Source organism: Skermanella aerolata KACC 11604 (genome assembly GCF_000936425.1).
Classification (GTDB): Bacteria; Pseudomonadota; Alphaproteobacteria; order Azospirillales; family Azospirillaceae; genus Skermanella; species Skermanella aerolata.
Genome location: NZ_AVFK01000001.1, coordinates 387,977 through 414,958 on the forward strand (window position 1 = coordinate 387,977; position 26,982 = coordinate 414,958).

Below are 26,982 nucleotides of genomic sequence, written 5' to 3' on the forward strand. Positions count from 1 at the left end.
TGTTCAATGGAATTCCGTATTCGGTGGGGGCGATGAAGATTAAGACTTTGCCACTGGTCGTTGGCGCTGCTGTCTTGCTGGCAGGGACCAGCACCACGGTTATCGCCCAGGAATTGCGACGCGGTGCAAGCGTCCTTGAGCGCCCCAAGCCCGAACTCGACCCGCTGGGTATCCGTGCCGGCAGCTTCCTGATCTTCCCGAAGGTCGAGCTTGGCACGACCTACGACGACAACGTGTTCGCGACCGAGAACGACAAGGAAGGCGACTTCCTGTTTCAGGTTCTCCCGACCGTCACGGTGCAGTCCGACTTCAGCCGGCATGCCCTGCGGTTCAGCGCCGGCGCCGACGTCGGTCGCTACGTCGACAATACCAGTGAAAACTATGTCGACTACTTCTTCACCGGAGGCGGCCGGCTGGACGTCACCGGAGACTCGTTCCTGACCGGGGATCTCTCCTATCGCAAGCTGCACGAGGATCGTGGCGACCCCGATTCGCCGACGGCTGCCAGCGAACCGATCGATTTTGCCCGGACCAATGCCGAACTGGCTTATCAGCATCGGTTCAACCGTGTGATCGGCCGCGTCGGTGTCGGGGCGGAGAACGAGGACTACGACGACGTCGCGTCGATCACGGGGACGACGCTGGATCAGGACAACCGGGACAAGTGGGCTTATTCCGCCACGGGTCAGGTCGGCTACGATCTTTATCCGGGCTACCAGCCGTTCCTGCGCGTCACCTATACCCGGACCGAATACGACAACGGAACGGTCAAGCCCGACAGCGACACCTACGAGGCCGTCGTCGGCACGACGCTCGACCTGACCAACCTGCTGACCGGCGAGATCTTCGTCGGCTATCTGAGCCGCAGCTACGACGAGTCGCAGTTCAGCAACTTCACGGGGCTGGCCTACGGTCTGCAACTCGACTACGCGGTCACTCAGCTGACCTCGATCAGCGGCAACGTCACCCGCGGGGTCGAGGAAGGCTTCGGCGCCGTTCCCTCGCCGCGCGACCGCACGACCTTCCAGGTCGGCGTCGATCACGAGTTGCTGCGCAACGTGGTGCTGTCGGCGCTTGCTCAGTACCAGATGGACGATTATCAGAACACCCCCCAGGAGGAGGATTTCTACCTGCTCCAGGCCGGCGCGACCTACAACATCAACCGCAACTTCTATCTGCGCGGCACCTACAGCTATTCGACCCGTGATTCGAACCTGCCAGGTGAGGATTATGACCGGAACCTGTTCCTGCTGCGGCTCGGCGCTCAGCTCTAATCGGGAAAAATCGCTATCCGAACGAGACGGCGCCTGCATCGCAGGCGCCGTTTTCGTTTCAGCTAACTCGAAATTTCCGGTATTGGAGATAATTATCAGGCTAGAACAAAAGTGGCATGGTCAGTCCGTTATTTCGGTAGCGCCGAGGAATATCAGTGATGCCTTGAAAAAGATTATTGATTGTCCTTCCGTACTGCCATCGGCTTAATTCCTCTACTCTTTTTCAGTTTAGCGCCATTACCGATAGTATTCGTGTGGTCGTAAGGGATTGCTTGGGACCGCTGTCGGACATGAGCCGATGGACGCTCCGGCAAGCCAAACGGTCCGGCCCAGACTATTCGGCAAGGCCCAGAGAAGAGGAACCGATGTTTTTTGCTACCTGGAAGAAAGTCGCGACGGGTTGCGTCGTGGCGGTTGCACTGGCGGCGTGCCAGAATACCGGCTCGAACGCGCCGCTCGAAACACAAACCGCCTCTGTTGGCGAATATCAGTTGGGCGCCGGCGACGAAGTCCGCGTCACTGTATTCGGCCAGGAGCAGCTTTCGGGCACTTTCCGCGTCGATGGTGCCGGTTATGTCGCGATGCCGCTCGTTGGCGAAATAAACGCCAAGGGAAAGACAGCTCGTCAGCTTGAAATGGGCATCGCCCAGAAGTTGAACGAAGGTTACGTCCGCGATGCGCGGGTCAGCGCCGAAGTCGTGACCTTCCGTCCGTTCTACATCATCGGCGAAGTCACCAAGCCCGGCCAGTATCCCTACGTCAACGGCATGACCGCGACCACCGCAGTCGCGATGGCCGGCGGCTACACCTATCGCGGCCAGCAGGACTACATCCTGATCACCCGCGGCACCGACGCCGAGAAGATCGAGCGCCGTGCGCCCATCAATACCCAGGTGCTGCCCGACGACGTCGTGCGCATCCCCGAACGCTTCTTCTGATCCGGGTCATCCATGGAAATCGTCGAAACGGCCATTCCGGACGTGAAGCTGCTGACGCCGCGTAAGTTCGGCGATCATCGCGGCTTCTTTGTCGAAACCTACAACAGGAAAGTGCTGGAAGGCATCGGGTTCACCAAGGAATTCGTGCAGGACAACCACTCGCTGTCGGCTCCCGCCGGCACGATCCGGGGACTGCATTTCCAGCTCGAACCCTATGCCCAGGACAAGCTGGTCCGGGTCGTGAAAGGCGCCATCCTGGACGTCGCGGTCGATCTGCGCCGTGGGTCCCCGACCTTCGGCCAGCACGTCTCGGCTCGGCTGGATGCCGAAACAGGCCGCCAGATCCTGGTTCCCGCGGGGTTCGCCCACGGCTTCGTGACGCTCGAGCCGGATACGGAGGTCATCTACAAGGTGACCAACTTCTACGCGCCCAGTCACGACCGCGGCTTGCTGTGGAACGATCCCGACCTGGGGATAGAATGGCCGGTTTCGGCTGAAGACGCCGTTCTGTCGGACAAGGACAAAGTGCAGCCGCGCCTTCGCGATCTGCCGGACACCTTCTGACGAATATACGTTTCCTCCGACATCTTCCAAATGCGGGTGTTCTCTTCGGCCGATCTCAAAGAGGGCACCCGTTAGAGAGTATCGCACGGGAATAAGAACGAGTGAACGGGGGAGCCTGATAAGAGCACCCCGTTTCCCTCTTCAGAGAATACGGAACGAATGCTCCGCACTCCCGTTCGATTATATCGAGTAACTACCGAAGCGATAGCTGTAGCAACGCAGATCTTCGCTTAATATGGGCACAGTCCGCTAATGTGGATGCCCGGTCTTTATACGGACCCGAACACAATAACGTCATCGCACAGGTTTTTCATTTATCGCGGGAATCGCGGGTCTGTGCTTTGCCCAACTTTGCACCAGCCGAGGAATAGATTATGCAGCGTGTGATGGTCACCGGCGCCGGCGGTTATATCGGCACTTCCCTGGTTCCGATGCTGCTCGAGCAGGGCTATGCCGTGCGTGCGGTCGACCGGTTCTTTTTCGGTCATGAACTTCTGAAGTCCCATCCCGACCTGGAAATGGTCCGGGAGGACGTACGCCGCCTGAAGGTCGAGGATTTCGCGGGTATCGACGCGGTCATCGATCTGGCTGCCATTTCCAACGATCCCAGCGGTGAACTGTTCCAGGACGTCACCTGGGCCGTCAACCACAAGGCCCGGGTGCGGTGCGCCGAGCTGGCCAAGCAGGCCGGCGTCAAGCGCTACATCCTGCCGTCTTCTTGCAGCATCTACGGTTTCCAGCCGGACGGCGTCATTGCCAACGAGGAAACACCGACCAACCCGCTGACCACGTACGCCAAGGCGAACGAACAGGCCGAGCACGGCGTTCTGCCGCTGGCCGACGATAAGTTCACCGTCATCGTGCTGCGCCAGTCCACCGTGTACGGCTACAGCCCACGCATGCGTCTCGACCTCGCGATCAACGGCATGACCTATGGCGCCTGGAAGACCAACGTGCTTCCGCTGATGCGCGACGGCAGCCAGTGGCGTCCGATGGTCCATGTCCGCGACACCGCGTCGGCCCAGATCTTCATGCTGACGGCACCCGCGGAAAAGGTGAACGGCCGGATCTTCAACGTCGGTTCCGAAGCGAACAACTACCAGCTCGGCCAGCTCGCCCAGATCGTCGTCGATACCCTGCCGAACAAGGTCGAGATCGAGTGGTACGGCGATGCCGACACCCGGTCCTACCGCGTCTCGTTCGACAAGATCGAAGCGCTCGGCTGGAAGGCCAAGCTGGTCGCCCAGGACGGCATCCGCGAGATCGCTGCCAAGCTCGACAGCGGCGAACTGGACCGGACCACCGAGACGATCACGCTCGACTGGTACAAGAATCTGGTCAAGTGGCACGAGATCATCCGCAAAGTCGAGCTGTACGGCGGCATTTTCGATATTCCGGAAGCTGAAATCGACGCCCTGCGCCGGTCCGAGGCTGCGGAATAATGAAAGGGATCATCCTGGCCGGCGGGTCGGGGACGCGGCTTGCTCCCATCACCAGCGTGGTGAGCAAGCAGCTTCTTCCCGTCTATGACAAGCCGATGATCTACTACCCGCTGACCACGCTGATGCTGGCGGGTATCCGGGACGTGCTGATCATCACCACCCCCCAGGACCGGGACCTGTTCGCCCGGCTCCTGGGCGACGGTTCCAAGTGGGGGATGAACATCAGCTATGCGGTCCAGCCCAGCCCCGACGGGCTGGCGCAAGCCTTCATCATCGGCAAGGACTTCATCGGCAACGATCCGGTCTCGCTGATCCTGGGCGACAACATCTTCTTCGGCTACGGCATCACCGACCGCCTCCAGCGGGCGGCCAAGGTGACCCAGGGCAGCGTGGTCTTCGCCTATCAGGTCGCCGATCCGGAACGCTACGGCGTGGTTGCCTTCGACCACACCGGCCGGGTCACCGACATCGAGGAGAAACCCGCCAAGCCCAAGTCCAACTTCGCGGTCACCGGCCTCTACTTCTACGACAGCGATGTCGTCAACATCGCCAAGGACCTGAAGCCGAGCCCGCGCGGCGAGCTTGAGATCACCGATCTCAACCGCGTCTACCTGGAGCGCGGTCAACTCTCGGTCGAACTGCTCGGACGCGGCACCGCCTGGATCGATACCGGAACCCACGACAGCCTGCTGGGCGCCGGCAACTTCATCGAGGTGATCGAGGCCCGGCAGGGCTTGAAAGTGGCCTGCCCCGAAGAGATCGCCTGGCGCATGGGTTACATCGACGACGCCCAGTTGAACACGCTGGCGGCGCCGCTGATGAAGTCGGGCTACGGCAAGTATCTGCTGCGGCTGATGGAACAGGATTTCTCCGGCTGGCAGCCGGAATTCAAATCTGACAGTGAAAACGTTGACTATTCGGGCGCCGTCGTCTGACCGGCGCCCCTAAAGGAGATTGATATGATGGACAGTCCGGTTGTTCGGATCGGTGTTGTGGGCACCGGGTTTATTTCCTCGCACTTCATCATGGCCCTGGACCGGCAGGAAGGCTTCAAGGCTTCCCGCGTGTTGACCCGGCGGCCGGTCGACGGCTGCACCGGCTTTCCGCGTCCGGAACTGCTGACCAACTCGCTTGCCGAATTGATCGAGAATTCCGACGTCGTGCTGGAATGCACCGGCGATGCCATCCACGCGACCGACGTGGTGGCGGCGGCGCTCAGCGCCAACCTGCCCGTCGTCACGATGAACTCGGAGTTCCACATCACTGCCGGCTCCTACTTCGTCGGCAAGGGTCTGGTCACCGAGGCCGAAGGCGATCAGCCCGGCTGTCAGGCGGCATTGAAGGAAGAGGTCCTGGACATGGGCTTCGAGCCGCTGGTGTACGGCAACATCAAGGGCTTCCTGAACCAGGACCCGACGCTCGAGGACATGACCTACTGGGGCAACCGGAGCGGCATCAGCCTTCCGATGGTGACCTCCTTCACCGACGGCACCAAGGTCCAGATCGAGCAAGCCTTCGTCGCCAACGGCCTCGGCGCCGAAGTCGCGAAGCCCGGCCTGCTGGGCGTGCCCGACGACGACCTGCGCACGGGAGGCAGCGCCCTCGCCGAAGCCGCCGAGAAACTGGGCAAGCCGATCGCCGACTACGTCCTGTCGCTCAAGCTGCCGCATGGCGTCTTCGTCGTCGGCAAGCACGATCCGCGTCAGAAAGGCGCCCTGCGGTACCTTAAACTCGGCGACGGCCCTTATTATGTCGTCCTGAAGCACAATATCTTCGTGCACCTGGAAATCCTCCGGACGATTAAGCGCGTCATGAACCAGGGCCGCATCCTGCTGGACAACTCCGCCCGCCCGGTGGCCAGCGTCTGCACCGTGGTCAAGCGCGACTTGAAGCCGGGCGACAAGATCGCGTCCGGTATCGGCAGCTTCGACGTGAGGGGCGAGGCGGTCCGGATCGTTGACACGGCCGGGCACGTTCCGATCGGGTTGCTGGCCGATGCCGTAATCAAGCGTCCGCTGAAGCGCGGCGACATCATCGGCATGGACGACGTCGAACTACCCGACAGCCTGGCGCTCCGCGCCTGGAAGGACATCGAGCGGTCGGTCCTCAGCGGGCAGTCCGGCGAGGCCGAAAAGAAGTCGGCTCTCGCTTCCTGAGGACCGGTTCCCTCCGAGGTATATACCAAAGCACCCCGGAGGGAACCTGCCCGGTGCCCCAAATTGGAAGATATGCGGTTCCAGGGCTTGGTCGTGGCATCAACGTGTTCAAAGGTAAAACCGACGTATGCGTAACTTTTTCCGGAAACGGCGTAATCCCCAGTTCGGTGAGGCCGGCTCAGGTGAGAATGTCCGGCCGGATCTGGATCCGCGCGTGACACCGTTCGGCCCCCGTCTGGTGTCCGATCTTGGCGGTCCCGACGACGATCCCGATTTGGACGACTATCAGGACGACGGCCAGCCCGCGCGCCAGTCCAGCTATGAAGACGATCAGCCGCGCACCCACCGGCAGACCCCCTCGGTCCAGGCCGGAGCAGTCCAGGAAGACCGCGCTTTCATGATGCGGTCGGCCACCGACCTGCTGCATGCCCGCAAGGGCGACGAGCCGCAAGCCCGCAAGCCGGCGGAGCGTAGCCGCAAGGCCGACGACGAAGACCTGGAACTGCCGCGCTTCTCCCTGCCGGTAGCGGGAACGCTTCGATCGCGCGCCAGCGGCAATCTGCCGGGCCTGACGCCCGAGCTGAACAAGGCGCTGCGCGAAGCCTTCACGCCGACCCGTCCCAAGCAGGAAGTCAACTCCCTGTTCGTCGGGCGCCTCAACACCCTGCGCCGGATCATCGCCGCGATCGAGGAAGAGCGCGCCCATGTCGTCCTGTTCGGCGACCGCGGCCGCGGCAAGACCTCGCTTGCCAACGCGATCCAGCAGATCGCCTCGCAAGCCGGCTACTTCACGCTGAAGCTGACCTGCAGCGCCGAGCTGAGCTTCGAGGATGTCTTCCGCAACTTCCTTCGGCGCATCCCGGGCACGTTCTACCGCTCAGAAGTGGACAATCCCTTCGCGGCACGGCGCACCATGTCCAGCTTCGACGAGCTGCTGCCGGAAGGCTCGTTCAGCGTGACCGAGCTGAACGACGTGCTCGCCGAGATCCAGGGCGCCCATGTCCTGCTCGTGCTCGACGAGTACGACCGCGTGACCAGCGAGGACCTGCGGAACAAACTGGCCGAACTGATCAAGAACCTGACGGACAGCTCGATCCCCGTAACCGTGTTCATCGTCGGCGTCGCGGAAAGCCTCGACCAGCTGATGGGTAAGCATCCATCCATCCAGCGTTCGCTGGTGGCGGTCCACCTACCGCTGATGAGCGACAAGGAGATCGACCGGATCATCGTCGCCGGCTCCGAGTCCGCCGGCGTCGGCTTCAGCGACGAAGTCCGCGACCTGATCGTCATGCTCGCCAAGGGGCTGCCCTATTATGCGCAGCTTCTGTCGCTCCATGCTGCCCGAAGCGCGGTCAGCCGGGGTGCGACCCAGGTCGGCGACAGCGATCTGGTCTATGCGGTCGCCCGCTGCGTCCAGGAAGCGGAGCGCGGCATCATCGAGGCCTACAACAAGGCGCTCGGTCCCGACCGGAAGGCTTCGTTCGCCGACGTCCTGTACGTGGCCGCTCAGTGCCGGTCGGACGACTACGGCAGCTTCCACCCCGGAGATATGGCCCAGGTTCCGGTCCGTGTCGACGGCGAGCCGCTGCCGCTTCTGTCGCTCCAGTATCCGCTCAGCCGGCTCAGCGACGACGAACGGGGAGGCGTGCTCCAGCGCATCGTGGAACCCGGCGGCTTCCGCTATCGGTTCCGCAATCAGATGATGCGGCAGTACGTACTGATGCGCCAGGCGAGGGATCGCGGCCTGATCTGACCAAGCCTGGCCACCACCATCACCCGAGTGGAGCGTCCGCGGCGCTCCACTCGGCACTTCCTACCGTCCATGCCACCAGACATAGCCGGCGATTACCGAGACGATGAGGCCGAATAGCAGGATGAGTACCAGGCAGCTCATCATGAACTGCCGCATTTCTCCCTGCTTCCAGGCGCTTCGCGCAAGCAGCGCCAGATAGGCCGCAACGGCCAGACCGATCCCTTGTAGCGGTGTCATCTTCCCCTAAGACTCTTTCCGGTTCGCCGCGCCATGCCGCCGGGCGCGATGGTGTTTGCCTGATTTTCGCCATTATCCCTACCCGTTTGGGGAAGATATTGGCCGGATGTGTGCTCAAAACATCGCACCTTCCTATAATGATGCGATGACGGGGTACTTCGGCACACCCAAGGCTGGCGGCAAACGTAAATTTATATTAACCATATTTGCAGCGATTTGCGGCAGCTTCACTCCGGCACGCCAGTCGCATGGTTTAAGCATACAGCAAGTTATGCTGAGAGATGACGCTTGCCCTTTTACTGACACGTTCAAGGCTCATTCCAAGTCCTGTGGAAGTCGTTTGGAGTAAAGCAGTCACCAGTTCGATGATATTGACGCATTGTGATATTGACCGCCGACATGTTGCAGTGCAGTATGTGCGCAAGAATGCAGTAGTTGAACGTAACGTCGCAAGATCAGACAAGGCCGTTTGCACCGTCAGACGGCACAATAGAATATCTTGTGCGTTGTATCACCGCTATTTCAGAGAAAAAATGGCGAATAGGCTACCCTACTTCTCGACAAACGTTGGCATATGTCCAATGCGCGCGGAATGTACTCCATTAGGGAGGTATCCTGCTGATGCTTCGCTGGGGTAATTTCATCCGAAAGAGAGAAGGGGTCAGCCTTGAAATGCCACTGGTCGGGTAGCGGTAACCGGTCGATCGACCAAGATGGCGCAAGAAAAAACCCAATAGCCTTTCAGCGCGGGAGCAGACTATGCAACGTATCGAAGCTTTCCTGATCGATTCCAACAAACTTTTCCGGGAGGGGCTCAAGCGCCTGCTGGATGACTCTCCCTTCCAGATCGTTGCCGAAGCGGGCAACATCCGTGAAGGCGTCGCCATCGCCGAGTCGGGGCTCCGGCCTCAGCTCGTCCTGCTCGATCTGGTCAATGGCGGCGACGACGAAGCCGAGGCTATGCGGCGTCTGCGGGCATTGCTGCCGGACACCAGGATGGTCGTTCTGACGACCGACCTTTGCACGCGTCGTCTGGCGAACGCACTTGAGGCGGGCGCCGACGGTTACCTCATGAAAGACCTTTCGGCCGATGCCCTGGCTCAATCGCTGAGGCTGGTGATGATGGGCGAGAAGGTATTCCCGACCCATCTGGCCGCACTTCTCATCAGCGGCCGGGTCAACGGCAACGGGCTCGAAATGCCGATCTCGCGAAAGGGCCTGTCACAGCGCGAGGTTCAGATCCTGCGGTGCCTGCTCAACGGCGACAGCAACAAGATGATCGCCAACCATTTGAACATCACGGAAGCGACCGTCAAGGTTCACCTGAAGAGCCTGCTGCGCAAGATCAATGCCTCAAACCGTACACAGGCGGCCATCTGGGCGCTCAACAACGGCATCGGCGGAGAGCTGACCGGTAGCGCCGCGGCATCGATCGCCTGAAGCACTGCCGTATCGTAAGGAAAGAGGGCCGGTTTCCCGTGTACAAGGGGCCGGCCTCTTTTCTGTCCAGCCCGATCGCCGTCGGGCCCTGTCTGGTTGGCAAAGCCTTCGCCGGTTGTCAGCCTTCGCCGGTTGTCATCCTTCGGAAGTGCGCATCGCCAGCGGCGTCAGCGTTTCCGAACCCCGCGCCTGTTCGAGCGATGGCTGCTGACGTGCCGCGAAGACGCCGGCTTCGGTGCGGTTGCGGAAGTGCAGTTTCGACAGGACGCTTCTGACCATCGACTTGATGACGGCTTCGGACAGGTCGAGCTGGTCCGCGATCGTCCGGTTGTTGAGCCCCTGGCCGAGAAGAAGCAGCGTCTGGAACTCGACATCCGAGAGGCGAGGCAGAAGCGTCAGCCTGATCTCGTCCACCCCGAGGCGGGACAGGAACTGCTTGGGCATGAGGCAGTGCCCTTCCAGTCCCAGGTCGATCAGCTCGTTGATCCGGTCGGAGTTGATGTCCTGGAAGACCCAGGCATCTGCGAAGGCGAGGATGTGGGCTGCATCGAGCAACTCTCGGCTGCTTAGCACCACCACGATCCGGCTGCGCCGGGAAAGCCGAAGATAGACCATCGGCTCGTTCTCGCGCAGCGCCGCGAACTGCTGGACGCCGATCAGGATGGCGTCGGGGGTGATATTGCTTTGCTGAAGATCCGCAATATCGTGAAAAACGGATATCCGGTGTCGGCCGCCGTGTTCCAGGGCCGAGACCAGGTGGTCGGCGATCGTGTCGTCGTCGACGACGAGGCAGACATGCATGGGCGTCACTGTGTTCAACCTGGTATCATCCAAACCGGGGGGCAGCTTATGTCGGGCGGCTTGCTCATTGTGCACATGCATGGTTCGGCTCTGACTCTTGGCGCGAGGTCCCGGCTGGCGGGGCACCGCGAGGGGTGAAGACTGTCTGTCGAAGAGCAGTTCGTCATTTCCGAAAGTCTCTAAGCATTAAAGTTGAGGGTGCTAAGAAGCTCTATGACAAACGCCGGAGTTAGAGCGAATATTATAGTAAAATCCAAAGCAGCGCGGTTGGTTAATTTACAATATCGCAGTGATTGCGGTGCGAAAATAAAGCAATGAGGTTATATTCTTGCTTATCGTGGCAATCCATCCGGTGTGTCGTGGCGCAAAAGTACGGACTTGATGCCAACTTAGGTTGTGCTGCGCTGAAGAGGCTATCCCATCAGACTGGGGCAAAGATAAGTGTCAAATAGATTGTACTTGAGAGATCATTGATCTGCCACGTAACGTTAGGTGAAGGCCATACCCAACGGTGAGTGCCGACATGACAAGTATCAGCACTATTCGGTGAAATGCGTGGCCTTCAGTTTACTCATAGAGCACTGATGAAGACACGAGGGAATCGAGCATTTCAAATGAACAGACGGTATAATCCAATTTCCCCCGATGGCCGTTGGCTTGCCGGATCGGGGGGAGGCGGAGTAGCAGGCCGCCAAGACAGCAGGGGCGTCATAGCTGACCTCGGAGCTTCATACCCCTTTATTTAGTATATGTTGACACTGGCTGGGCTACGTGGGCCCGCTCTGCCAGTTTGGAAAATTGGTGCGATTTCCCCGATCGATATGCATCTTTTTTCCCGAACATGCTATATCTTCTGGTAATGATTGACTGGACGCATTGCCGAGCGGCGATTTTCAGGCATATGTCCGAGAGTTGCTACGAAAGTCGCCCGGTCGGTTATGGAATCGGTGGGATCTTGGCTGCTGCGATGAACACTGGGCTATCGGTAGATGTTCAATCTTCGAATGGCCCCGTTCGTGCCGGATGTTTTCCGCCTTGGGCTGCATTATTGTGTTTGGGCCATAGAATGCCGGTAAGTGTTGGATGTACGCGGCGCGTGGCGGTCTTTGAGGTGCGATGATGAGGATTTTGATTGGTGACGACCATTTGCTGTTCCGCGAGGGGTTGCGCCGTCTGCTCGAGCAATTGAGCGCCGATGCCAAATTCACGGACGCCAGTACTTTTGACGAGGTTCTGCACCTCGTTCAGAATCCTGATGAAGTTTTCGACCTGATCCTCATAGATCTTCAGATGCCGGGCTGGCCGGGCTTCTCGGGACTTGAGCAGGTCTGCACGACGGCTTCGGACACGCCCGTTATCGTGGTTTCCGCGTCGGAAAGCCAGTCCGACGTCCGGAACTCGCTGGATGCCGGTGCCGCGGGGTTCATCCCGAAGTCGTCCAGCGTCAAGATCATGCTGAGCGCGATCAATCTAGTGTTCTCCGGAGGGATCTATCTTCCGCCTTCCGCCATCCATGCCGATGTGGCGGCCAAGGCCACGCCGATCTCGCACCATGACCACGATCATGGCGGCGACCGCATGGCATCCGGCCATCAACTGACCCAGCGGCAGTGGGAGGTTCTCAATTGCCTGCGCGAGGGGAAGTCCAATAAGCAGATCGCTTATGAACTCGGACTTTCCGAAGGGACGGTCAAAATCCACGTCACCGCGATCTTCAAGTCCCTGGGCGTGAAGAACCGCACCCAGGCCGTGATCGTCGCGTCGGAACTCCAGCGCTGAAGTCCGGAATGGTGCCGGGGCGCAAATCCCGGCACTGCGTTCCAGGGGAGTGCCGGTTTCAAGTCAGCAGGTCGAAGAACATACGCGCTGACGTGATCCCAAGGAACAGGGCGAATACGCGCCGCAGGTTCCGTGTCTTGATGCTGTGGGCCAGCTTCGCTCCCCAGGGGGCCGCCAGCATGGTCGCCGGCGCCAGGATGACTAGGGCGATCAGGCTGACATTGCCCAGCGACCATGGCGGCAACTCGTCCGACCCCCATCCGCCTATGATGGCGCCGATGGTACCGGGGAAGGCGATGATCAGGCCGATGGCCGACGCCGTGCCGACGGCGCGGCGAATTGGGTAGTTGCACAGCACAAGGGTCGGCACCGTCAACGTGCCGCCGCCAATTCCCATCATCGTAGATATCGTGCCTATCAGCATGCCGATGCCGAACCTCGACACGCCGCGCGGCAGTTGCTCCGCCAGCCGCAGGCCTTCCGGTGCGAAGGCCATGTGAAGGGCGACGGCGGCGGCGGTGACGGCGAAGACGCCGATCATTACCTCGCCCTCGACGATGCCGATCAGAACCGCGCCGATTACGACGCCGATGGCGATCGCCGGTCCCCAGCTCTTCAGCAGCGTCACGTCCACCGCATCTTTCCGGAGGTGCGACCGCATCGACACGATGGATGTCGGGATGATGGTCGCCAGCGACGTGCCGACCGCCAGTTTCATCGCAACGTCGCTGTCGATGTCCATCAAGTCCAGCAGGTGGTAGAGCACCGGTACGATGACGATGCCGCCGCCAACGCCGAGCAGACCCGCCAGCACCCCTCCGAAAAGTCCAACCCCAAGCAGCACGGCCGCCATGATGGCCAATTGAGTCATTGCCGGGGTCACTTGATTACCATCGCTCTCGTTTCCTTTACCAAGCGTCCCTCCCCGCCGTGGGGAGGAACGGCCGGATGAAGGAACAGTGTCTGTTTATCTCCCGATCGCATAAGCCTGCATCAGGCGCGGCGTCGCCGCGGCCTTGATCACGCCATCTTCACGGGATGCTGCGCACAAACGGCCGATCGACCATTCCGGCATCACCTCGACGTTATGCCCTTTTTGCTGCAGTTGCTCAATGGTCGCGGATGGCAGGTTCGCTTCCACCGCAAGGCTCCCCGGTCGGCTGGCGCGCGGATAGAAAGAGCCGGGAAAATGCTCGGTGTGGAACAGTGGCTGGTCGATCGTTTCCTGCAGGTTCAGCCCGTAATGGACATGGCGCAGGAAGAAGATCGGCTGCCACTGGTCCTGTTGGTCGCCTCCCGGCGTGCCAAAGGCGATGTAGGGCTTGCCGTCTCGAAGTGCCATCGATGGCGTCAGCGTCGTGCGGGGACGCTTGCGCGGCGCCAGACTGGCCGGCAAGCCTTCCTCCAGCCAGAACATCTGGGCGCGGCTGGTCAGGCAGAAGCCCAGTTCCGGAATGATGGGGGAGCTTTGCAGCCAGCCGCCGCTGGGTGTCGCCGACACCATGTTGCCCCAGCGGTCGATCACGTCGACATGGCAGGTATCGCCCCGCTTCTCGCCCTTTTCCTCCGCCAGATGCGCCATGGTCGGCTCACCGGCCCCGGCACCCTGGTCCGCTTCTCCGGCGCCGCCGGCGGCGCGTGGCACCGCACGTTCGGCCTGACCCTCATAGCCGGGGATGCTTCCGGGACGAAGTTCCAGCGAGGCCGTGTTGCCGACCAGCTTCCGGCGTTCGTCGTTGTAGGCATCGGACAGCAGCGTCTCGACCGGTACATCGACGAAGTCCGGGTCGCCGTAGTAGGCTTCGCGGTCGGCGAAGGCCAGCTTCATGCACTCGATCACGGTATGGACAAAGTCCGGGCCGTTCGGGTCCATCTTGTCCAGGTCGAAGCCCTTCAGCAGCGCCAGTTGCTGGAGGAAGACGGGACCCTGGCCCCACGGACCGGTTTTGCAGACGGTGTAGTTGCGGTAGTCGTAGGTCAGCGGCTCCTCGTAGGTCGCCTTCCAGCCGGCCATGTCCTGGCCGCTCAGCAGCCCGCGGTGGCGCCGTCCCGATACGTCCATCACCTCGTTGGTGCGGCAGAACTTGTCGATCGCCTCGGCGACGAAGCCCCGGTAGAACAGGTCGCGCGCCTTGTCGATCCGGGCCTCGCGGGTGGCGGCTCCCTGGGATTCCCGGACGATCCGGCCATAGGTTTCGGCAAGCTGGGAGTTGCGGAATAGCGCGCCGGCCTTCGGTACGGAGCCGTTCTGGAGCCACAGCGCCGCCGAGGTCGGCCAGTCCTGCTTGAACATCTCGCTGACGGTTTCGATCGTCTGCGCCACCCGCGCCAGCATCGGATGCCCGCCCGATGCGTAGAAGATCGCCGGCTCGATAACATCGGCCAGTTCCATCGTGCCGTGATCGCGCAGCATGGTCAGCCACGCGTCGAAGGCTCCGGGGACCACGGCGGCCAGCAGGCCGGTGCCGGGCACCAGCGACAATCCCTGATCGCGATAGGCCTGGATGGTCGCGGCTTCCGGGGCGGTGCCCTGACCGCAGATCACCCGCACCCGGTCTTCCCGCGCGTTGTAGATCAGGATCGGCACTTCGCCGGCGGGACCGTTCAGATGCGGCTCGACCACCTGGAGCACGAAGCCGGCAGCAACGGCCGCGTCGAAGGCGTTGCCGCCTTTTTCCAGAACGGCCATGCCGGAGGCCGACGCCAGCCAGTGGGTCGAAGTGACGGCGCCGAAGGTGCCTTGGATTTCCGGACGGGTTGTGAACATGATGAGCGGGTCCCTTTCAGATCATTCTTGTAGTCAGCTTCTTGCAGTCAGCTTCATGTCGTCAGCGGCTGTCGCGCGGATCGAGCGCGTCGCGCAGCCCATCGCCCAGGATGTTGAAGCCGAACACCACGACGAAGATCGCGACGCCTGGCCAGATCGCCATCCAGGGCGCCTGCGTGATGAAGTTCTTGGCGGTGTTCAGCATGCTGCCCCAGCTTGGGTCCGGCGGCTGCTGGCCAAGGCCGAGGAACGACAGGCTGGCCTCCGCAATGATCGCGGTTGCGATAGTCAGGGTCGATTGCACCAGCAGCGGCGGAAAGATGTTCGGCAGGATGTAGCGCCGGATGATCCTGAAGTCGGAACACCCGACCGCTCTTGCACCCTGCACGTAGTCCTCGGTCTTGACCGACAGTACCTGACCGCGCGCCAGCCGGACGAAGATGGGCGCCGCCGAAATGCCGATGGCGATCATCGCGTTGGTCAGGCTGGGGCCGAGGAACGCCGCCAAAGCGATGGCGAGGATCAGGAACGGGCAGGCCAGAACCGCCTCGGTGACGCGCGAGATCACGGCATCCAGCCAGCCGCCGTAATATCCGGCCAGGACGCCCAGCGGCACGCCGATCAGCAGGGCGATCGCGACGGAGATGATGCCCGCCGACAGCGAGGCGCGGCTGCCGTGGATCAGACGCGACATGACGTCCCGCCCGACATCGTCGGTGCCCATCCAGTGCGCCGCCGTCGGCGGCTTCCGCACCGTCAGCCAACTGGATACGTTCGGCTCGTACGGCGCCAGCAGCGGCGCCGCGATGGCGATGGCGATGAACAGCAGGACGATCACGCCGCCGGCCAGCGCCGTCGGGTTGCGCCGCAGCCGGCGCCATACCCTCGACTGCGACCAGCCGGTGCGGGCAGGGGCGGGCGCCGTCGCGGCGGCGTTGGATATGCTCATGATGGCATCCTCCCTCAGGCGCGAAGCCGGGGGTTAAGCAGGAAATACAGCATGTCCGCCAGCAGGTTCATCAGGATGAAGGCGGTGCCGGTGAACAGCACGACCCCCTGCACGACGGCGTAGTCGCGGTTGAACACGGCATCGACGATCAGCTTGCCAAAGCCCGGGATCGTGAAGATCTGCTCCGTCAGCACCGCACCGGACAGCAGTTCCCCCAGTTGCAGCGTGCCCAGCGTCACGACGGGGATCAGCGCGTTGCGGAAGGCGTGGCGCAGCACGACGATCCGTTCCGACAGACCCTTGGCCCGCGCCGTCCTGACGTAGTCGGCCTGGAGCGACGACAGCATGGAGCTTCGGGTGTGCCGCATCATGATCGCCGCGATGCCGGTGCCCAGCACGAAGGCGGGCATGATCATGGTCTGGATGTTCCGGACGGGGTCTTCCAGCGGGCTGGTATAGCCAGACGCCGGCAGTAGCCCCCACTGGACCGACACCAGCATGATCAGCATGATGCCGAGCCAGAAGTTCGGGATGGAAATGCCGGACAGCGCCACCACATTGGCCCCGACATCCCAGGCGCTGCCCTTGCGGACCGCCGAGATGATACCGGCCGGAATGCCGATCGCAAGGGCGATGATCATCGCCATGATGCCGAGCTGGAGCGTCACCGGCAGCTTGGTCAGGATCAGCTCCGTCACCGGCATCTGGCTGCGGATGGAGATCCCCATGTCGCCCGACAGGACGCCGGTCAGCCAGTACCAGTACTGGACCACGATCGGGTCGTTCAGATGGTATTTCTCGCGGATGAACGCCAGCATCTCGGGCGTCCGCTCGTCCCCGGCGATGGCGAGCGCCGGGTCGCCGGGAAGCAGGAGCTGAAGCGAGAAGACCAGCAGCGAGATCAGCACCAGGGTCGGGATGCTGACGGCAAGGCGCCTCGCCATAAAGGCCAGCATGGGGGCGGTCCTTCTTCTACGGAGAACGGAGCGTTACCGGGCGGACGTCACTTGGCGACCGACACGCCTTCCAGGCGGATCATGCCGTCCGGATGCGGCTTGAAGCCCGTGACCTTGGACGACAGCGACCAGAACCAGTTCTGATGGTAGAGGTAGATCCGTTCATGGTCGGCCAGGTACAGTTCGGCCGCCTTTTGGTATTCGGCCTTGCGGGCTTCCAGGTCGTTCGTGGTCCGGGCGGCGTTCAGATGGGCGTCCACCTCGGGATTGCAGTACTTGCCGTCGTTCAGCCCGCCCTTGCACGAGATGAAGTTATGGGTGTTGCCGTCAGGGTCGGCCCGGCCGCTCCAACCGATCAGGAACGCCTCGAAGTCGCCTCGGGTCTGGCGGTCCAGTCCGCTGGCGAACTCGGTCGCGTTGACCGAAACGTCGAACCCGGCTTCTCCGGTCAGCGCCTGGATCACCTCGGCGACGCGAAGCTGCTCCGGGTTGTTCGGCGTCATCAGCTCGACCTTGACCCGGCCATGGCCGGCTTCTTCCATCAGCTTTTTGGCCTGCTCCAGGTCGCGCTCCTGCACCGGGACCGTCTTGGCATAGAACGGGTTGTTCGGCGCCACCGGCTGGTTGCCGATGGTGTGCTCGCCCTCGAAACCGACCTGATTGATGATGGTGCGGTCTAGCGCCAGTTCGAAGGCCTGCCGAACCTTGACGTCCTTGGCGAGGACATTGTCCGCACGTGGACCGTTCGCCATGTTGAAGGTGATGCCCTGGTAGCCCAGGCTGGTCGCCTGCTCCAGCTTCAGCGAACTGTCGGAACGCACCGTCGGCAGATCGGCCGGGGCCGTCCGCTCGATGATCTCCAGCCCGCCGGATTGAAGGTTTGCCAGCCGCACCGTCGTATCCGGGATCGGCAGATAGACGACCCGCTGGACCGGGAAGGCGGCGGCATTCCAGTGCTTGTCGAACTTCTCCAGCACGATGCGGTCCTGGGCGATCCGCTCGACGAACTTGTAAGGGCCGGAACAGACGGGAGCGCGGGCGAAGTTGTCCCCGGCGGCCTGGGCGGCCTTGGGCGAGATCATCATGCCGGCCCGGTCGGACAGGGCCGCCAGCAGCGGAGCGGACGGCGCCGACAGGTTCAGGCGTACGGTGTACGGATCGACCACGTCGATCGTCTGAATCGCGACGATCTCGCTGCGCCGGGCGGAGCCGGGCTTGTTGAGCGATCGTTCCAGGTTGAACTTGACCGCCTCGGCGTTGAACGGCTCGCCGTCATGGAAGGTGACGCCCTGGCGCAGCTTCATGGTCAGGGACTTGTTGTCGTCGGACCACGACCATTCGGTGGCGAGCTGCGGAATGATCTTCAGGTCGGGCGCCAGATCGACCAGCTTGTCGCACAGGCCGGTGAAGACGATGCGGCCGACGAAGGCCTTCGCCATCGCAGGATCGAGCATGTCGGGATCTTCCGCCAACCCGATCCGGAGCGTCTGGGCCGAAGCGCCGGTCGCCGCAAGGACCATGATGCCGGCAGCCATCAGGCCGGCCTTCCAAGTTCTGATGCTCATTCGTAAAGCTCCCTGTTTTTCTTCGTGTCCGCAGGCGGGTCGTGCTCAGCCCGCGGCCACCGCGTCATCCTGATTTACGCGCCGCTCCATGTAGAGCGCGCGGCGTCGCTGATAGGCGTCGCTGATCGGCTTGGCCGTGCGGTCGGGTCCCGGCAGCGCCTCGATCTCCCGCCAGAAATGGCAGGCAACACCTGAGTCCAGCAGCGGCTCTTCGGTGCGGCAGCGCTCGCGCACATAGGGGCAGCGGGTGTGGAACCGGCAGCCCGAAGGCGGGTTCAGCGGGCTCGGCACGTCGCCTTCCAGGATCTGCCGGTTGGACCGCGCGGACGGATCGGGCAGGGGAACCGCCGACATCAGCGCCCGTGTATAGGGGTGGCGCGGCGATGCGAACAACTCGGCGGTCGGCGCCAGTTCCACCATCTTGCCCAGATACATCACGCCTACGCGGTCGGACATGTGCCGCACGACGGCGAGGTCGTGGGAGATGATGACCAGCGTCAGCCCCAGCCGGCGCTTCAGGTCTTCCAGCAGGTTGATGACCTGCGCCTGGACCGAGACGTCCAGGGCGGACACCGGCTCGTCCCCGATCACCAGCTCCGGCCCGGCCGCCAGCGCCCGCGCGATGCCGATCCGCTGCCGCTGACCGCCGCTGAACTCGTGCGGGTAGCGGTCAGCGTGTCGGGGCGACAGCCCGACCAGCCCCAGCAGTTCGTTCATCCGCTCGCGCCGCTCCCGGCGGTCGCCCAGCTTATGGACGATCATCGGCTCGGTCAGGATCTCGGCGACGCTCATCCGTGGATTGAGCGAGGCGAAGGGGTCCTGGAAGATCATCTGCATCCGCGCCCGCAACGGGCGCATCTGCCGTTCCGAAAGCTTGGCGATGTCCTGGCCGTGGAACTTGACCGTCCCGTCCGTCAGGTCGGTCAGGCGCAGGATCAGCCGCGCCAGCGTGGACTTGCCGCAGCCGCTCTCTCCAACGATGGCGAGCGTCTCGCCCGTGACCACGGTGAAGCTGACGCCATCGACCGCCTTGACCGTCCGGCCTCCGCCGGGGATCAGCGCCTTCGATGTCGGGAAGTGTTTCTTCAGCCCCTCCACTTCCAGGATGTTGGCTTTCGGGGCATCGATGTTTACGACCTGCGCCATGGCTGGCGTGTCCTTCTCAGGCGGCGTTCTCTTCAAGCGGGGCTTTCCAGCAGGCGACCTTGTGGCCCGTCGCGATCTCGGCCAGCGGCGGTTCCTCCGTTCGGCAGTGATCGTCGGCAAAGGGGCAGCGGGTCGAGAACCTGCATCCCGCCGGCATTTCCGAGGGGGCGGGTACGGAACCGCGGATCGTCGGCAGCGGCCCCAGATCCGCGTCCAGCCGTGGGATCGAGCTGAGAAGTCCCAGCGTGTAGGGGTGCTGCGGGTCGGCGAACAGGTCGGTGACGGCGGCCTGCTCGACGATCCGGCCCGCATACATCACGGCCACGTCGTCGCCGACTTCCGCCACTACGCCAAGGTCGTGGGTAATCAGCAGCACCGCCGTTCCGGTATCGTCCTGAAGCGTGCGGATCAGCTCCAGGATCTGCGCCTGGATCGTCACGTCGAGCGCTGTGGTCGGCTCGTCCGCGATCAACAGGCGAGGATCATTGGCAAGCGCCATCGCGATCATCACCCGCTGCCGCATGCCGCCGGAAAGCTGGTGCGGATAGTCGGTCATGCGTTGCTCGGGCGCCGGGATGCGGACTTTCCGCAGCATTTCGACCGCGCGCTTGTGGGCGTCGGCCCGGCCGACCTGACGGTGGCGCAGGATGCCTTCGGTAATCTGGTCGCCGATCGTGAAGACCGGGTTCAGCGAGGTCATCGGCTCCTGGAAAATCATCGCCATCCGGTCGCCGCGCCGCTCGTTCAGGCCCTTGCGATCCAGCTTCAGGATATCGGTGCCTTCCAGCAGGATTTCGCCGCGTCCTATGTGGGCGGTCGGGGCGAGAAGCCCCATGATCGACAGGGCGGTGACGCTCTTGCCGCAGCCGGATTCTCCGACCAGACACAGGGTGCGCCCGCTCCGCACCGTGAAGGAGACGCCGTCCAGGACATTGAAGCTCCCCTGGTCGGTGCGGAAACCGACCTGGAGGTTCCTGATTTCCGCGACCGCATCAGCCTTGCCGCCGGTTTGCCGGTCGTCCAAATCGTCGATGTCGTTCACTCCGGCCTGTATCGAGGCCATCAGCCCTCCTCGCCGGCAATGCCGGTTTCCAGAACGGTGTTGATGTGATGGGTGATCGCCTGAACAGCCGTGCCGGGATCGCGCGTGCGGAGCGCTTCGATCACGTCCCAGTGGCGGCGGGCTGAAATCAGCAGAGGCCGCGTGCGGCCCGGTTCCGCCAGGGTAACCCGGTGCAGGTGGAGCAGGCAGCGGCTCAGGATCGCATCCAGCGCCGGCAGGCCGGCCTGCCCGAAGATCGCGAGATGGAAATCGCAGTCGAGTTCGGTCAGCGCGTATTCGTCGCTGGCATTCGCCGCCTGCTCCATTTCGACCACGATCCCACTCAGGCGGTCGATCAGGCCGCCATCCATGAAGGCGGCGGCTCGCCCTATGCCCTGGGTCTCCAGGTGCAGGCGGAGGAACTGCATTTCGCGCGCTTCCGCCGGGCTGGTGGTCGAAACTGTCGTGCCGCGATAGCCGCTCCTTACCACCAGACCATCTTCGTGGAGACGCATCAGCGCTTCCCGGACCGTTCCCTGGCTGCACCCGTAATCGCGGGCGACGGTGATCTCCAGCATCGGCTCGCCCGGCTTCAGCGCTCCCTTGACGATCTGGGCACGCAGGTCGTCGTAAAGCACGCTTCCCTTGCGCGCCCTGGTGAACTGCAAGGCCGACTGCTCGCTGAGCCGCGTCATCTTCGCTCCACCCAATATCATTATCGATAATGATATTAAGGGAGAGATCGAAAAATGCGCAAGCTAATTGTTTATGGAAATTTAACGATTACGAATCAGGCGGCGTGCGTTGTTTTTGGTCATCGCATTGCTTGTTGAGGTGGCACGCCGAGGACCGAGAGGCAGGCGAGCGGCATCGCCGGCGGTGACGGCGTGGGTCTCGCGGCCTCCTTGTGCGGCGGACGGGCGGCCGGCGCCGGCTTACTCAGCCATGCATCCAGATCGTCGCCGCAGCCGTCGCCGTGCGGCGGCGGATCCTGTGGTATGCAGGCCGGCTGATCGGCGGGGCAGTTCAACCGGATATGGAAGTGGGCGTCGTGACCGTTCCAAGGCCGGATCAGCCGAAGCCACGACCGGTCGACCCACGGACGCTCGCACAACGCAAGCTTGATCGCCGGATTGACGAAGATGCGCGCGACGCGCGGGTCCAGCGCCGCGAAGCGAAGCAGTTCGGCCTGCTTGTTCGTGAAACGCTTCGGGTCGACCCGGCGCCTCACTGGATCGACCATGCTCGGCAGGTCCAGGTTCTCGCGGGCGATGCGGGGCAGGGGCGGCAGGTCAAGGCGGAACCAGACGTCGGCGTCCAACCCGATCTCGTGGCTGGCATGGCCGAACGCCATCGGCCCACCGCGCGGCTGCGACATGTCGCCGATCAGGGCAATCCCAAGATTGGCGCCCGCGACCCGCCGGCCGAAGTTCAGCAGGTAGTCGACCGTCTCCGGATGACCGAAGTAGCGGTTGCGCGACATGCGCACGACCTGATGCCCCGGACCCTCCGGCGGCAGAGATTGCGCCCCGGCGATGCATCCGTTGGTATATGATCCGAATATCCGAACCGCACCCGGCGCAGGTGCCGCCACCTTGCCCCATTCCGGTTGAGCCCCTGCGGGTGAAGCGGCTGCGCCGGTCAATCCGGCGGCGATCAGCAGCGCCGCCAATCCACGTCTCATCCCAGGGCCACCTTTAGTTGGCTATAGCGTTCGGGAGTCTCCCCACACGCCCCGACGCCATGTACCATCGATATGGTAAACAAGCGGTTTCCCGAATGTACGAGGACCGTAGCTGCTGGGAGAAGACGAATGCCGGATATGGAAGTCGAAGTTCATGACGAGCGGATGCCGGCCTATCTGGCGACGCCCCCCGACCGGCCGCGCGCCGGCGGCGTCGTCCTGATCCACGAGATCTTCGGCCTCAACAAATCCATGCGAACCACTGCCGACCGTTTCGCCGACGCAGGCTTCCTGACGATCTGTCCCAGCCTGACGTGGCGGCTCGGAAAGCTGGAGGAACTGGAACCCGGCACCGACCAGGCGCTGGAGGAGGGCAGGCGCCGAATGGCGCAGTTGAACGATGCCCAGATGCTCGACGACATCAAGGCCACCGTTCTGCACCTGCGCGAGATGGACGGCTGCAACGGACGCGTTGCGACGGTCGGGTTCTGCATGGGGGGACGCCTTGCGTGGCTGATGGGCTGCCGGGGCGACACCCAGGCGAACGTCGCCTACTATGGCACCGGAATCGAACGTCATTTGACCGAATGCGCGATGCTGTCCCGGTCCTTCATGATGCATATCGGTGAGAAGGACCCCTTCATCCCGGCTGAAACGCGTAAACGGATCAAGGAACGTCTCTGCCCCGTTGCGGGCATGTCGATTCACACCTATCCTGAAGTCGGTCACGGCTTCGCTCGGCCCGGTGCTACCGGAGCGGAAGCGCAAGCGGCCGAACTGGCCAATCAGCGTACCGTCGATTTCCTGAACCTCAACCTGCGCTAGCGGCGACAGGGTAAAGCTGGAAAACTCCGTCGGGCCGCGTGACATAACCGGGCAGGCGCGGATAGTGCGCGACGCCCGACGGGAGGTTGATATGGAAAAAGCGACATTCGGAGCCGGCTGTTTCTGGGGTGTCGAAGCGGCGTTCCGCCACGTCGACGGCGTGGCGGATACGGTGGTCGGCTATCTGGGGGGATCGACGGAACGCCCCACCTATGACGATGTCTGTAGCGACGGGACCGGCCACGCCGAGGTCGTCGAAGTGACCTTTGACCCAGCCAAGGTTTCGTTCGCCCAATTGCTCGACGTGTTCTGGCAGATCCACGATCCGACCACTCCCGGCCGGCAGGGGCCGGATGTCGGCAGCCAGTACCGCTCGGCGATATTCACCCATTCCGACGAGCAGGAGGCGACAGCGCGCGCCTCGTTGGCGACCGCTCAGGCATCGGGCCGCTTCAGCCGCCTGATCGTGACGGAGATATCGCCGGCCGCCACGTTCTGGCGCGCGGAGGATTATCACCAGCGATATCTGGAACGCCGGGGCATGGCCTCTTGCCACATCTGAAGTTCGGCAAGAAGCCGCCTACCCGGAAACCGCCCGCTCGGAAGTCGGAGAAACCGCAAGCGGTCGCGTCCGGCCGGCTCATCCTGTTCAACAAGCCCTACGACGTGCTCTCCCAGTTCACCGATCGGGAGCATGGCCGGGCGACGCTGGCCGACTTCATCAAGGTCCCGGACGTCTACGTCGCCGGCCGGCTCGACCGCGACAGCGAGGGGCTGCTCGTGCTGACGGACGACGGCCGGCTGATCTCGCGGATCGCGGATCCGAAGCACAAGCAGCCGAAGACCTATTGGGCACAAGTCGAGGGGATTCCCACCGACGAAGCCCTTGAATCGCTGCGCCGGGGCGTCACCCTCAACGACGGTCCGACGCTGCCCGCAGGCGCCCGGCTGATCGATGGGCCGCCCGGCCTCTGGCCGCGCGACCCGCCGATCCGCTACCGCGCCAGCATCCCGACCTCGTGGGTGGAATTGACGCTGCGGGAGGGCCGGAACCGGCAAGTGCGCCGTATGACCGCCGCCGTCGGATTGCCGACCCTTCGGTTGATCCGCCACGCTGTCGGAGACTGGACGCTGGATGGATTGGAACCGGGCCGGTGGCGCGAGATTCCCTTCAAATCGCCGGCGGGAAGCTGATAAGTTATTATCACTTCCACGTCACCGGCGGCACGGGTGTGCATATGGCAATCGGACTTGCCCGCTTTCATTTTCCTGGGATGGGAAACGGGATGCCTCGTATCGCCATGGCGCCGGCGCTGATCATCGGCCTGCTTACCACCGCGCTGTTCGGCTTGTTCTACATGGCAGCGCTGAACAACCCCATCATCAACCGCCCGCCCCGGCCGGTAGCGTCGGCTCCCGCACCGAAACCGGCTCCCGTCGCCGCTCCAGCTCCCGCACCTGCCGCACCGGTCGTCACGTCCCAGCCTGCCGCCCCGGATCTTTCCCGCGCCCTGACACGTGGCGAGATGCGGGAAGTGCAGACGCTTCTCAAGTCCGCGGGCTACGATCCGGGTCCGGCGGACGGACTGATGGGGCCGAAGACCCGCACCGCTATCATGTCGTTCGGTGAATCGCACGGTGTCGAGTTGACGGCGGAGCCGCAGTTGAGGCTGCTGGAGGCCCTGCGTGCCGCCGCGCGCTGAGCCGCTCTCAAGCCCACTCTCAAGGCCGTCTCAGGATCACCGATAGCCGTGCTGCCGAAGCTCTGTTTGATCTGTTCTTCTCCTCGCAGGCGAAGCGGGAGATTTACATGCAAAATCAGCAACCGAAGATCGACGACGAGACGCTGGCGTTCCTCCAGCAGGTCTTCCAATTGGTACGGGGAGGACAGGCCGAGGAGTTCCGCGAGTATCTGGTCCGAGGACTGCCGGCCAACCTGCGCAACGAGAAAGGCGACAGCCTCCTGATGATCGCCGCCTATAACGGTCACCCCGAAGTCGTTAAGCTGCTGCTGGAATATGGCGCCGATCCCGAGATGGCGAACGACCGCGGCCAGACTCCGCTCGCCGCCGCCGCTTTCAAGGGCGACATCGAGGTCATCGGAATCCTGCTCGACAACGGTGCCGACGTCGATGGCGCGGTCGACGGCGGGCGTACCGCGCTGATGACGGCCGCCATGTTCAACCGGACCGAGATCGTCGATCTGCTGATCGAGCGCGGCGCCGACATCGACAAGCAGGACGCCTCCGGCCACACTGCGCTGATGGCGGCGCGGATCATGAATGCGGCGGATACGCCGGCTCAGCTTGCCCAGGCGTCCGAACGCGGGCATCCGCCGGCTCCGCCGCAGGACTGACCGTTCCGTCGAACCGGTTTTCCATCCTCGACTTCACTTCAAGGCCGACCGACCATGACCACCCTCATTCCCATCGATCAGGGCCGCCTTTGGAAGCGCCACATGGCCATGGCCCAGATCGGCGCCCTGCCGAATGGCGGTGTCAATCGTCCCGCCCTTTCCCAAGGCGACGCGCAGTCGCGCAGCCTTCTGGCGCGCTGGGCGGAGGAACTCGGGTTCTCGGTAGAGACCGATCCCATCGGGAACCTGTTCATCCATCGTCCCGGCACCGACGAGACCCTGCCTCCCGTCATGGCCGGTTCCCATCTGGACACCCAGCCGACCGGCGGCAAGTTCGACGGCGCCTTCGGCGTGCTGGCCGCCTTCGAAGCGCTTCAGGCTATCCACGAGGCCGGCATCGCCACCCGCCACCCGATCGAGGTCGTGTCCTGGACCAACGAGGAAGGCTCGCGCTTCCAGCCCGGATGTTCCGGCTCCTCCGCGTTCACGGGCGCAGTTCCCCTGGAACAGCATCTTGAAGCGGTGGACCGCGACGGCATCACCGCGCGCGATGCGCTGGCGGCCGTCCTGTCGACCGAGCGCGGCATGCCGATGCGCCCCCTGGGCTTCCCGGTCGCCGCTTTCCTCGAATGCCATATCGAGCAGGGGCCGAAACTGGAGGAGGCCGGCGTACCGGTCGGCATCGTGACCGGCATCCAGGGGTCGCGCTGGTTCGCGATCGAAGTACAGGGTGACGAGGCGCATGCCGGGACCACCCCGCGCCGGAATCGCCGCGACGCCCTGTCGGCAGCCATCAGCATGGTCGCGGCACTGGAGCGCCTGATGTTCGACGAAGAAGACCGGGTGCGCTTCACCGTCGGCCGGTTCGAGGTTTCGCCAGGATCGCCCAACACGATCCCCGGCCGGGTCTTCTTCACCATCGATTTCCGCCATCCGGAGGCATCCACCCTGAAGCGGCTGGGTGATCAGGTGGATGCCGTCTGCCGCGCCCATGTCGGACCCTGCTCGGTCACGATAACGGAAACTTTCCATAGCCTGCCCGCCGACTTCGACGCCAATGTCATCGCGGCGATGAGGAAGGCGGCCGATCTGGTCGGTGTCCGCACCCTGGATCTTCCCTCCGGCGCCCTGCACGACGCCAAGTTCCTTCAGGAGGTCTGCCCCAGCGGCATGATATTCGTGCCCTGCGAAAAGGGCATCAGCCATAACGAGGCCGAGAACGCCAAGCCCGAAGACCTGGCGTCCGGTGCCCGCGTGCTGGCGGAAGCGCTGGCCATTCTCGCCAATTCCTGAAGCGCTGGCGCCTCG

General features: G+C 63.1%; 26 protein-coding genes. 15 read left to right on the plus strand and 11 right to left on the minus strand.

Annotated features, from left to right (window positions below):
* Positions 1 to 32: 32 nt before the first annotated feature.
* The 7 genes from N826_RS01720 (at position 33) to N826_RS01750 (ending at position 8,127) form a co-directional block, all read left to right on the plus strand.
* A complete protein-coding gene (locus N826_RS01720; protein WP_044425860.1) occupies positions 33 to 1,274 on the plus strand; it encodes an outer membrane beta-barrel protein in 1,242 nt (413 codons plus the stop codon).
* Positions 1,275 to 1,639: 365 nt separating this feature from the next.
* Positions 1,640 to 2,212, plus strand: a complete 573-nt coding sequence (locus N826_RS01725) for a polysaccharide biosynthesis/export family protein (protein WP_044425572.1) — start codon at positions 1,640 to 1,642, stop codon at positions 2,210 to 2,212.
* 12 nt (positions 2,213 to 2,224) lie between these two features.
* Entirely contained in the window at positions 2,225 to 2,776 is a 552-nt protein-coding gene (gene rfbC, locus N826_RS01730) for a dTDP-4-dehydrorhamnose 3,5-epimerase (RefSeq protein ID WP_044425573.1), read from the plus strand.
* A gap of 374 nt (positions 2,777 to 3,150) precedes the next feature.
* A complete protein-coding gene (locus N826_RS01735) occupies positions 3,151 to 4,218 on the plus strand; it encodes an NAD-dependent epimerase/dehydratase family protein (protein ID WP_044425574.1) in 1,068 nt (355 codons plus the stop codon).
* Positions 4,218 to 5,153, plus strand: coding sequence for a glucose-1-phosphate thymidylyltransferase RfbA (rfbA, locus tag N826_RS01740; RefSeq protein WP_186818055.1), 936 nt, complete (start codon positions 4,218 to 4,220; stop codon positions 5,151 to 5,153). Before N826_RS01735 ends, rfbA begins: the two co-directional genes overlap by 1 nt.
* Before the next feature lie 24 nt (positions 5,154 to 5,177).
* Positions 5,178 to 6,374, plus strand: a complete 1,197-nt coding sequence (locus N826_RS01745) for an NAD(P)-dependent oxidoreductase (RefSeq protein WP_044425575.1) — start codon at positions 5,178 to 5,180, stop codon at positions 6,372 to 6,374.
* A 214-nt stretch (positions 6,375 to 6,588) separates the two neighbouring features.
* Positions 6,589 to 8,127, plus strand: a complete 1,539-nt coding sequence (locus N826_RS01750; protein ID WP_244619386.1) for an AAA family ATPase — start codon at positions 6,589 to 6,591, stop codon at positions 8,125 to 8,127.
* Positions 8,128 to 8,187: 60 nt separating this feature from the next.
* On the opposite strand, the gene N826_RS44125 is transcribed toward N826_RS01750, so the two are convergent.
* Positions 8,188 to 8,364: a hypothetical protein gene (locus N826_RS44125; RefSeq protein WP_169789274.1), complete on the minus strand. Its 177-nt coding sequence runs from the start codon at positions 8,362 to 8,364 to the stop codon at positions 8,188 to 8,190.
* Positions 8,365 to 9,123: 759 nt separating this feature from the next.
* Here N826_RS44125 and N826_RS01755 point away from each other — a divergent pair.
* Entirely contained in the window at positions 9,124 to 9,804 is a 681-nt protein-coding gene (locus N826_RS01755; protein ID WP_044425576.1) for a LuxR C-terminal-related transcriptional regulator, read from the plus strand.
* A 135-nt stretch (positions 9,805 to 9,939) separates the two neighbouring features.
* Here the strand turns inward: N826_RS01755 and N826_RS01760 are convergent, their stop codons facing one another.
* Entirely contained in the window at positions 9,940 to 10,614 is a 675-nt protein-coding gene (locus N826_RS01760) for a LuxR C-terminal-related transcriptional regulator (protein ID WP_244619413.1), read from the minus strand.
* Between the two features lie 1,110 nt (positions 10,615 to 11,724).
* On the opposite strand from N826_RS01760, the gene N826_RS01765 reads away from it, so the two are divergent.
* Entirely contained in the window at positions 11,725 to 12,384 is a 660-nt protein-coding gene (locus N826_RS01765) for a LuxR C-terminal-related transcriptional regulator (protein ID WP_044425863.1), read from the plus strand.
* Between the two features lie 58 nt (positions 12,385 to 12,442).
* On the opposite strand, the gene N826_RS01770 is transcribed toward N826_RS01765, so the two are convergent.
* The 9 genes from N826_RS01770 to mepA form a co-directional block, all read right to left on the minus strand.
* Complete coding sequence (locus N826_RS01770) at positions 12,443 to 13,255, minus strand: sulfite exporter TauE/SafE family protein (RefSeq protein ID WP_044425578.1); 813 nt, start codon at positions 13,253 to 13,255, stop codon at positions 12,443 to 12,445.
* Between the two features lie 96 nt (positions 13,256 to 13,351).
* The gene (locus tag N826_RS01775) at positions 13,352 to 15,151 is read right to left on the minus strand and encodes a gamma-glutamyltransferase family protein (RefSeq protein ID WP_044425579.1); all 1,800 of its coding nucleotides are present in this window, start codon (positions 15,149 to 15,151) and stop codon (positions 13,352 to 13,354) included.
* Positions 15,152 to 15,212: 61 nt separating this feature from the next.
* Entirely contained in the window at positions 15,213 to 16,100 is an 888-nt protein-coding gene (locus N826_RS01780; protein WP_044425580.1) for an ABC transporter permease, read from the minus strand.
* Positions 16,101 to 16,114: 14 nt separating this feature from the next.
* A complete protein-coding gene (locus N826_RS01785; RefSeq protein WP_044425581.1) occupies positions 16,115 to 17,056 on the minus strand; it encodes an ABC transporter permease in 942 nt (313 codons plus the stop codon).
* A gap of 47 nt (positions 17,057 to 17,103) precedes the next feature.
* A complete protein-coding gene (locus N826_RS01790) occupies positions 17,104 to 18,621 on the minus strand; it encodes an ABC transporter substrate-binding protein (RefSeq protein ID WP_084720410.1) in 1,518 nt (505 codons plus the stop codon).
* 45 nt (positions 18,622 to 18,666) lie between these two features.
* Positions 18,667 to 19,767, minus strand: a complete 1,101-nt coding sequence (locus N826_RS01795) for an ABC transporter ATP-binding protein (RefSeq protein WP_044425582.1) — start codon at positions 19,765 to 19,767, stop codon at positions 18,667 to 18,669.
* A 16-nt stretch (positions 19,768 to 19,783) separates the two neighbouring features.
* Positions 19,784 to 20,830: an ABC transporter ATP-binding protein gene (locus tag N826_RS01800; RefSeq protein WP_084720411.1), complete on the minus strand. Its 1,047-nt coding sequence runs from the start codon at positions 20,828 to 20,830 to the stop codon at positions 19,784 to 19,786.
* On the minus strand, positions 20,830 to 21,504 hold the full coding sequence (locus N826_RS01805) for a GntR family transcriptional regulator (protein WP_044425583.1): 675 nt from the start codon (positions 21,502 to 21,504) through the stop codon (positions 20,830 to 20,832). The genes N826_RS01800 and N826_RS01805 overlap by 1 nt, the downstream gene beginning before the upstream one ends.
* A gap of 119 nt (positions 21,505 to 21,623) precedes the next feature.
* Positions 21,624 to 22,493, minus strand: coding sequence for a penicillin-insensitive murein endopeptidase (gene mepA, locus N826_RS01810; RefSeq protein WP_044425584.1), 870 nt, complete (start codon positions 22,491 to 22,493; stop codon positions 21,624 to 21,626).
* A gap of 129 nt (positions 22,494 to 22,622) precedes the next feature.
* On the opposite strand from mepA, the gene N826_RS01815 reads away from it, so the two are divergent.
* The 6 genes from N826_RS01815 to N826_RS01840 all read left to right on the plus strand — a co-directional run bounded on the left by N826_RS01815 (position 22,623) and on the right by N826_RS01840 (position 26,967).
* Positions 22,623 to 23,318: a dienelactone hydrolase family protein gene (locus N826_RS01815; protein ID WP_044425585.1), complete on the plus strand. Its 696-nt coding sequence runs from the start codon at positions 22,623 to 22,625 to the stop codon at positions 23,316 to 23,318.
* A 91-nt stretch (positions 23,319 to 23,409) separates the two neighbouring features.
* The gene (msrA, locus tag N826_RS01820) at positions 23,410 to 23,880 is read left to right on the plus strand and encodes a peptide-methionine (S)-S-oxide reductase MsrA (protein WP_044425586.1); all 471 of its coding nucleotides are present in this window, start codon (positions 23,410 to 23,412) and stop codon (positions 23,878 to 23,880) included.
* Positions 23,868 to 24,512, plus strand: coding sequence for an rRNA large subunit pseudouridine synthase E (locus N826_RS01825; RefSeq protein ID WP_308518083.1), 645 nt, complete (start codon positions 23,868 to 23,870; stop codon positions 24,510 to 24,512). The genes msrA and N826_RS01825 overlap by 13 nt, the downstream gene beginning before the upstream one ends.
* Positions 24,513 to 24,604: 92 nt before the next feature.
* Complete coding sequence (locus N826_RS01830; RefSeq protein WP_157599314.1) at positions 24,605 to 25,021, plus strand: peptidoglycan-binding domain-containing protein; 417 nt, start codon at positions 24,605 to 24,607, stop codon at positions 25,019 to 25,021.
* 107 nt (positions 25,022 to 25,128) lie between these two features.
* Positions 25,129 to 25,674 (plus strand): ankyrin repeat domain-containing protein, encoded by a 546-nt coding sequence (locus N826_RS01835; protein WP_044425588.1) that lies wholly within the window; start codon positions 25,129 to 25,131, stop codon positions 25,672 to 25,674.
* A 54-nt stretch (positions 25,675 to 25,728) separates the two neighbouring features.
* Entirely contained in the window at positions 25,729 to 26,967 is a 1,239-nt protein-coding gene (locus N826_RS01840; protein ID WP_044425589.1) for a Zn-dependent hydrolase, read from the plus strand.
* The last annotated feature ends 15 nt before the right edge of the window (positions 26,968 to 26,982 follow it).

Bases quoted from the DNA above. Each gene is read 5' to 3' on its own strand.
- N826_RS01720 (WP_044425860.1), top strand. From the start codon at position 33: ATGAAGATTAAGACTTTGCCACTGGTCGTTGGCGCTGCTGTCTTGCTG.
- N826_RS01725 (WP_044425572.1), top strand. From the start codon at position 1,640: ATGTTTTTTGCTACCTGGAAGAAAGTCGCGACGGGTTGCGTCGTGGCG.
- rfbC (WP_044425573.1), top strand. From the start codon at position 2,225: ATGGAAATCGTCGAAACGGCCATTCCGGACGTGAAGCTGCTGACGCCG.
- N826_RS01735 (WP_044425574.1), top strand. From the start codon at position 3,151: ATGCAGCGTGTGATGGTCACCGGCGCCGGCGGTTATATCGGCACTTCC.
- rfbA (WP_186818055.1), top strand. From the start codon at position 4,218: ATGAAAGGGATCATCCTGGCCGGCGGGTCGGGGACGCGGCTTGCTCCC.
- N826_RS01745 (WP_044425575.1), top strand. From the start codon at position 5,178: ATGATGGACAGTCCGGTTGTTCGGATCGGTGTTGTGGGCACCGGGTTT.
- N826_RS44125 (WP_169789274.1), bottom strand. From the start codon at position 8,364: ATGACACCGCTACAAGGGATCGGTCTGGCCGTTGCGGCCTATCTGGCG.
- N826_RS01755 (WP_044425576.1), top strand. From the start codon at position 9,124: ATGCAACGTATCGAAGCTTTCCTGATCGATTCCAACAAACTTTTCCGG.
- N826_RS01765 (WP_044425863.1), top strand. From the start codon at position 11,725: ATGAGGATTTTGATTGGTGACGACCATTTGCTGTTCCGCGAGGGGTTG.
- N826_RS01770 (WP_044425578.1), bottom strand. From the start codon at position 13,255: ATGACTCAATTGGCCATCATGGCGGCCGTGCTGCTTGGGGTTGGACTT.
- N826_RS01775 (WP_044425579.1), bottom strand. From the start codon at position 15,151: ATGTTCACAACCCGTCCGGAAATCCAAGGCACCTTCGGCGCCGTCACT.
- N826_RS01780 (WP_044425580.1), bottom strand. From the start codon at position 16,100: ATGAGCATATCCAACGCCGCCGCGACGGCGCCCGCCCCTGCCCGCACC.
- N826_RS01785 (WP_044425581.1), bottom strand. From the start codon at position 17,056: ATGCTGGCCTTTATGGCGAGGCGCCTTGCCGTCAGCATCCCGACCCTG.
- N826_RS01790 (WP_084720410.1), bottom strand. From the start codon at position 18,621: ATGAGCATCAGAACTTGGAAGGCCGGCCTGATGGCTGCCGGCATCATG.
- N826_RS01795 (WP_044425582.1), bottom strand. From the start codon at position 19,767: ATGGCGCAGGTCGTAAACATCGATGCCCCGAAAGCCAACATCCTGGAA.
- N826_RS01800 (WP_084720411.1), bottom strand. From the start codon at position 20,830: ATGGCCTCGATACAGGCCGGAGTGAACGACATCGACGATTTGGACGAC.
- N826_RS01805 (WP_044425583.1), bottom strand. From the start codon at position 21,504: ATGACGCGGCTCAGCGAGCAGTCGGCCTTGCAGTTCACCAGGGCGCGC.
- mepA (WP_044425584.1), bottom strand. From the start codon at position 22,493: ATGAGACGTGGATTGGCGGCGCTGCTGATCGCCGCCGGATTGACCGGC.
- N826_RS01815 (WP_044425585.1), top strand. From the start codon at position 22,623: ATGCCGGATATGGAAGTCGAAGTTCATGACGAGCGGATGCCGGCCTAT.
- msrA (WP_044425586.1), top strand. From the start codon at position 23,410: ATGGAAAAAGCGACATTCGGAGCCGGCTGTTTCTGGGGTGTCGAAGCG.
- N826_RS01830 (WP_157599314.1), top strand. From the start codon at position 24,605: ATGCCTCGTATCGCCATGGCGCCGGCGCTGATCATCGGCCTGCTTACC.
- N826_RS01835 (WP_044425588.1), top strand. From the start codon at position 25,129: ATGCAAAATCAGCAACCGAAGATCGACGACGAGACGCTGGCGTTCCTC.
- N826_RS01840 (WP_044425589.1), top strand. From the start codon at position 25,729: ATGACCACCCTCATTCCCATCGATCAGGGCCGCCTTTGGAAGCGCCAC.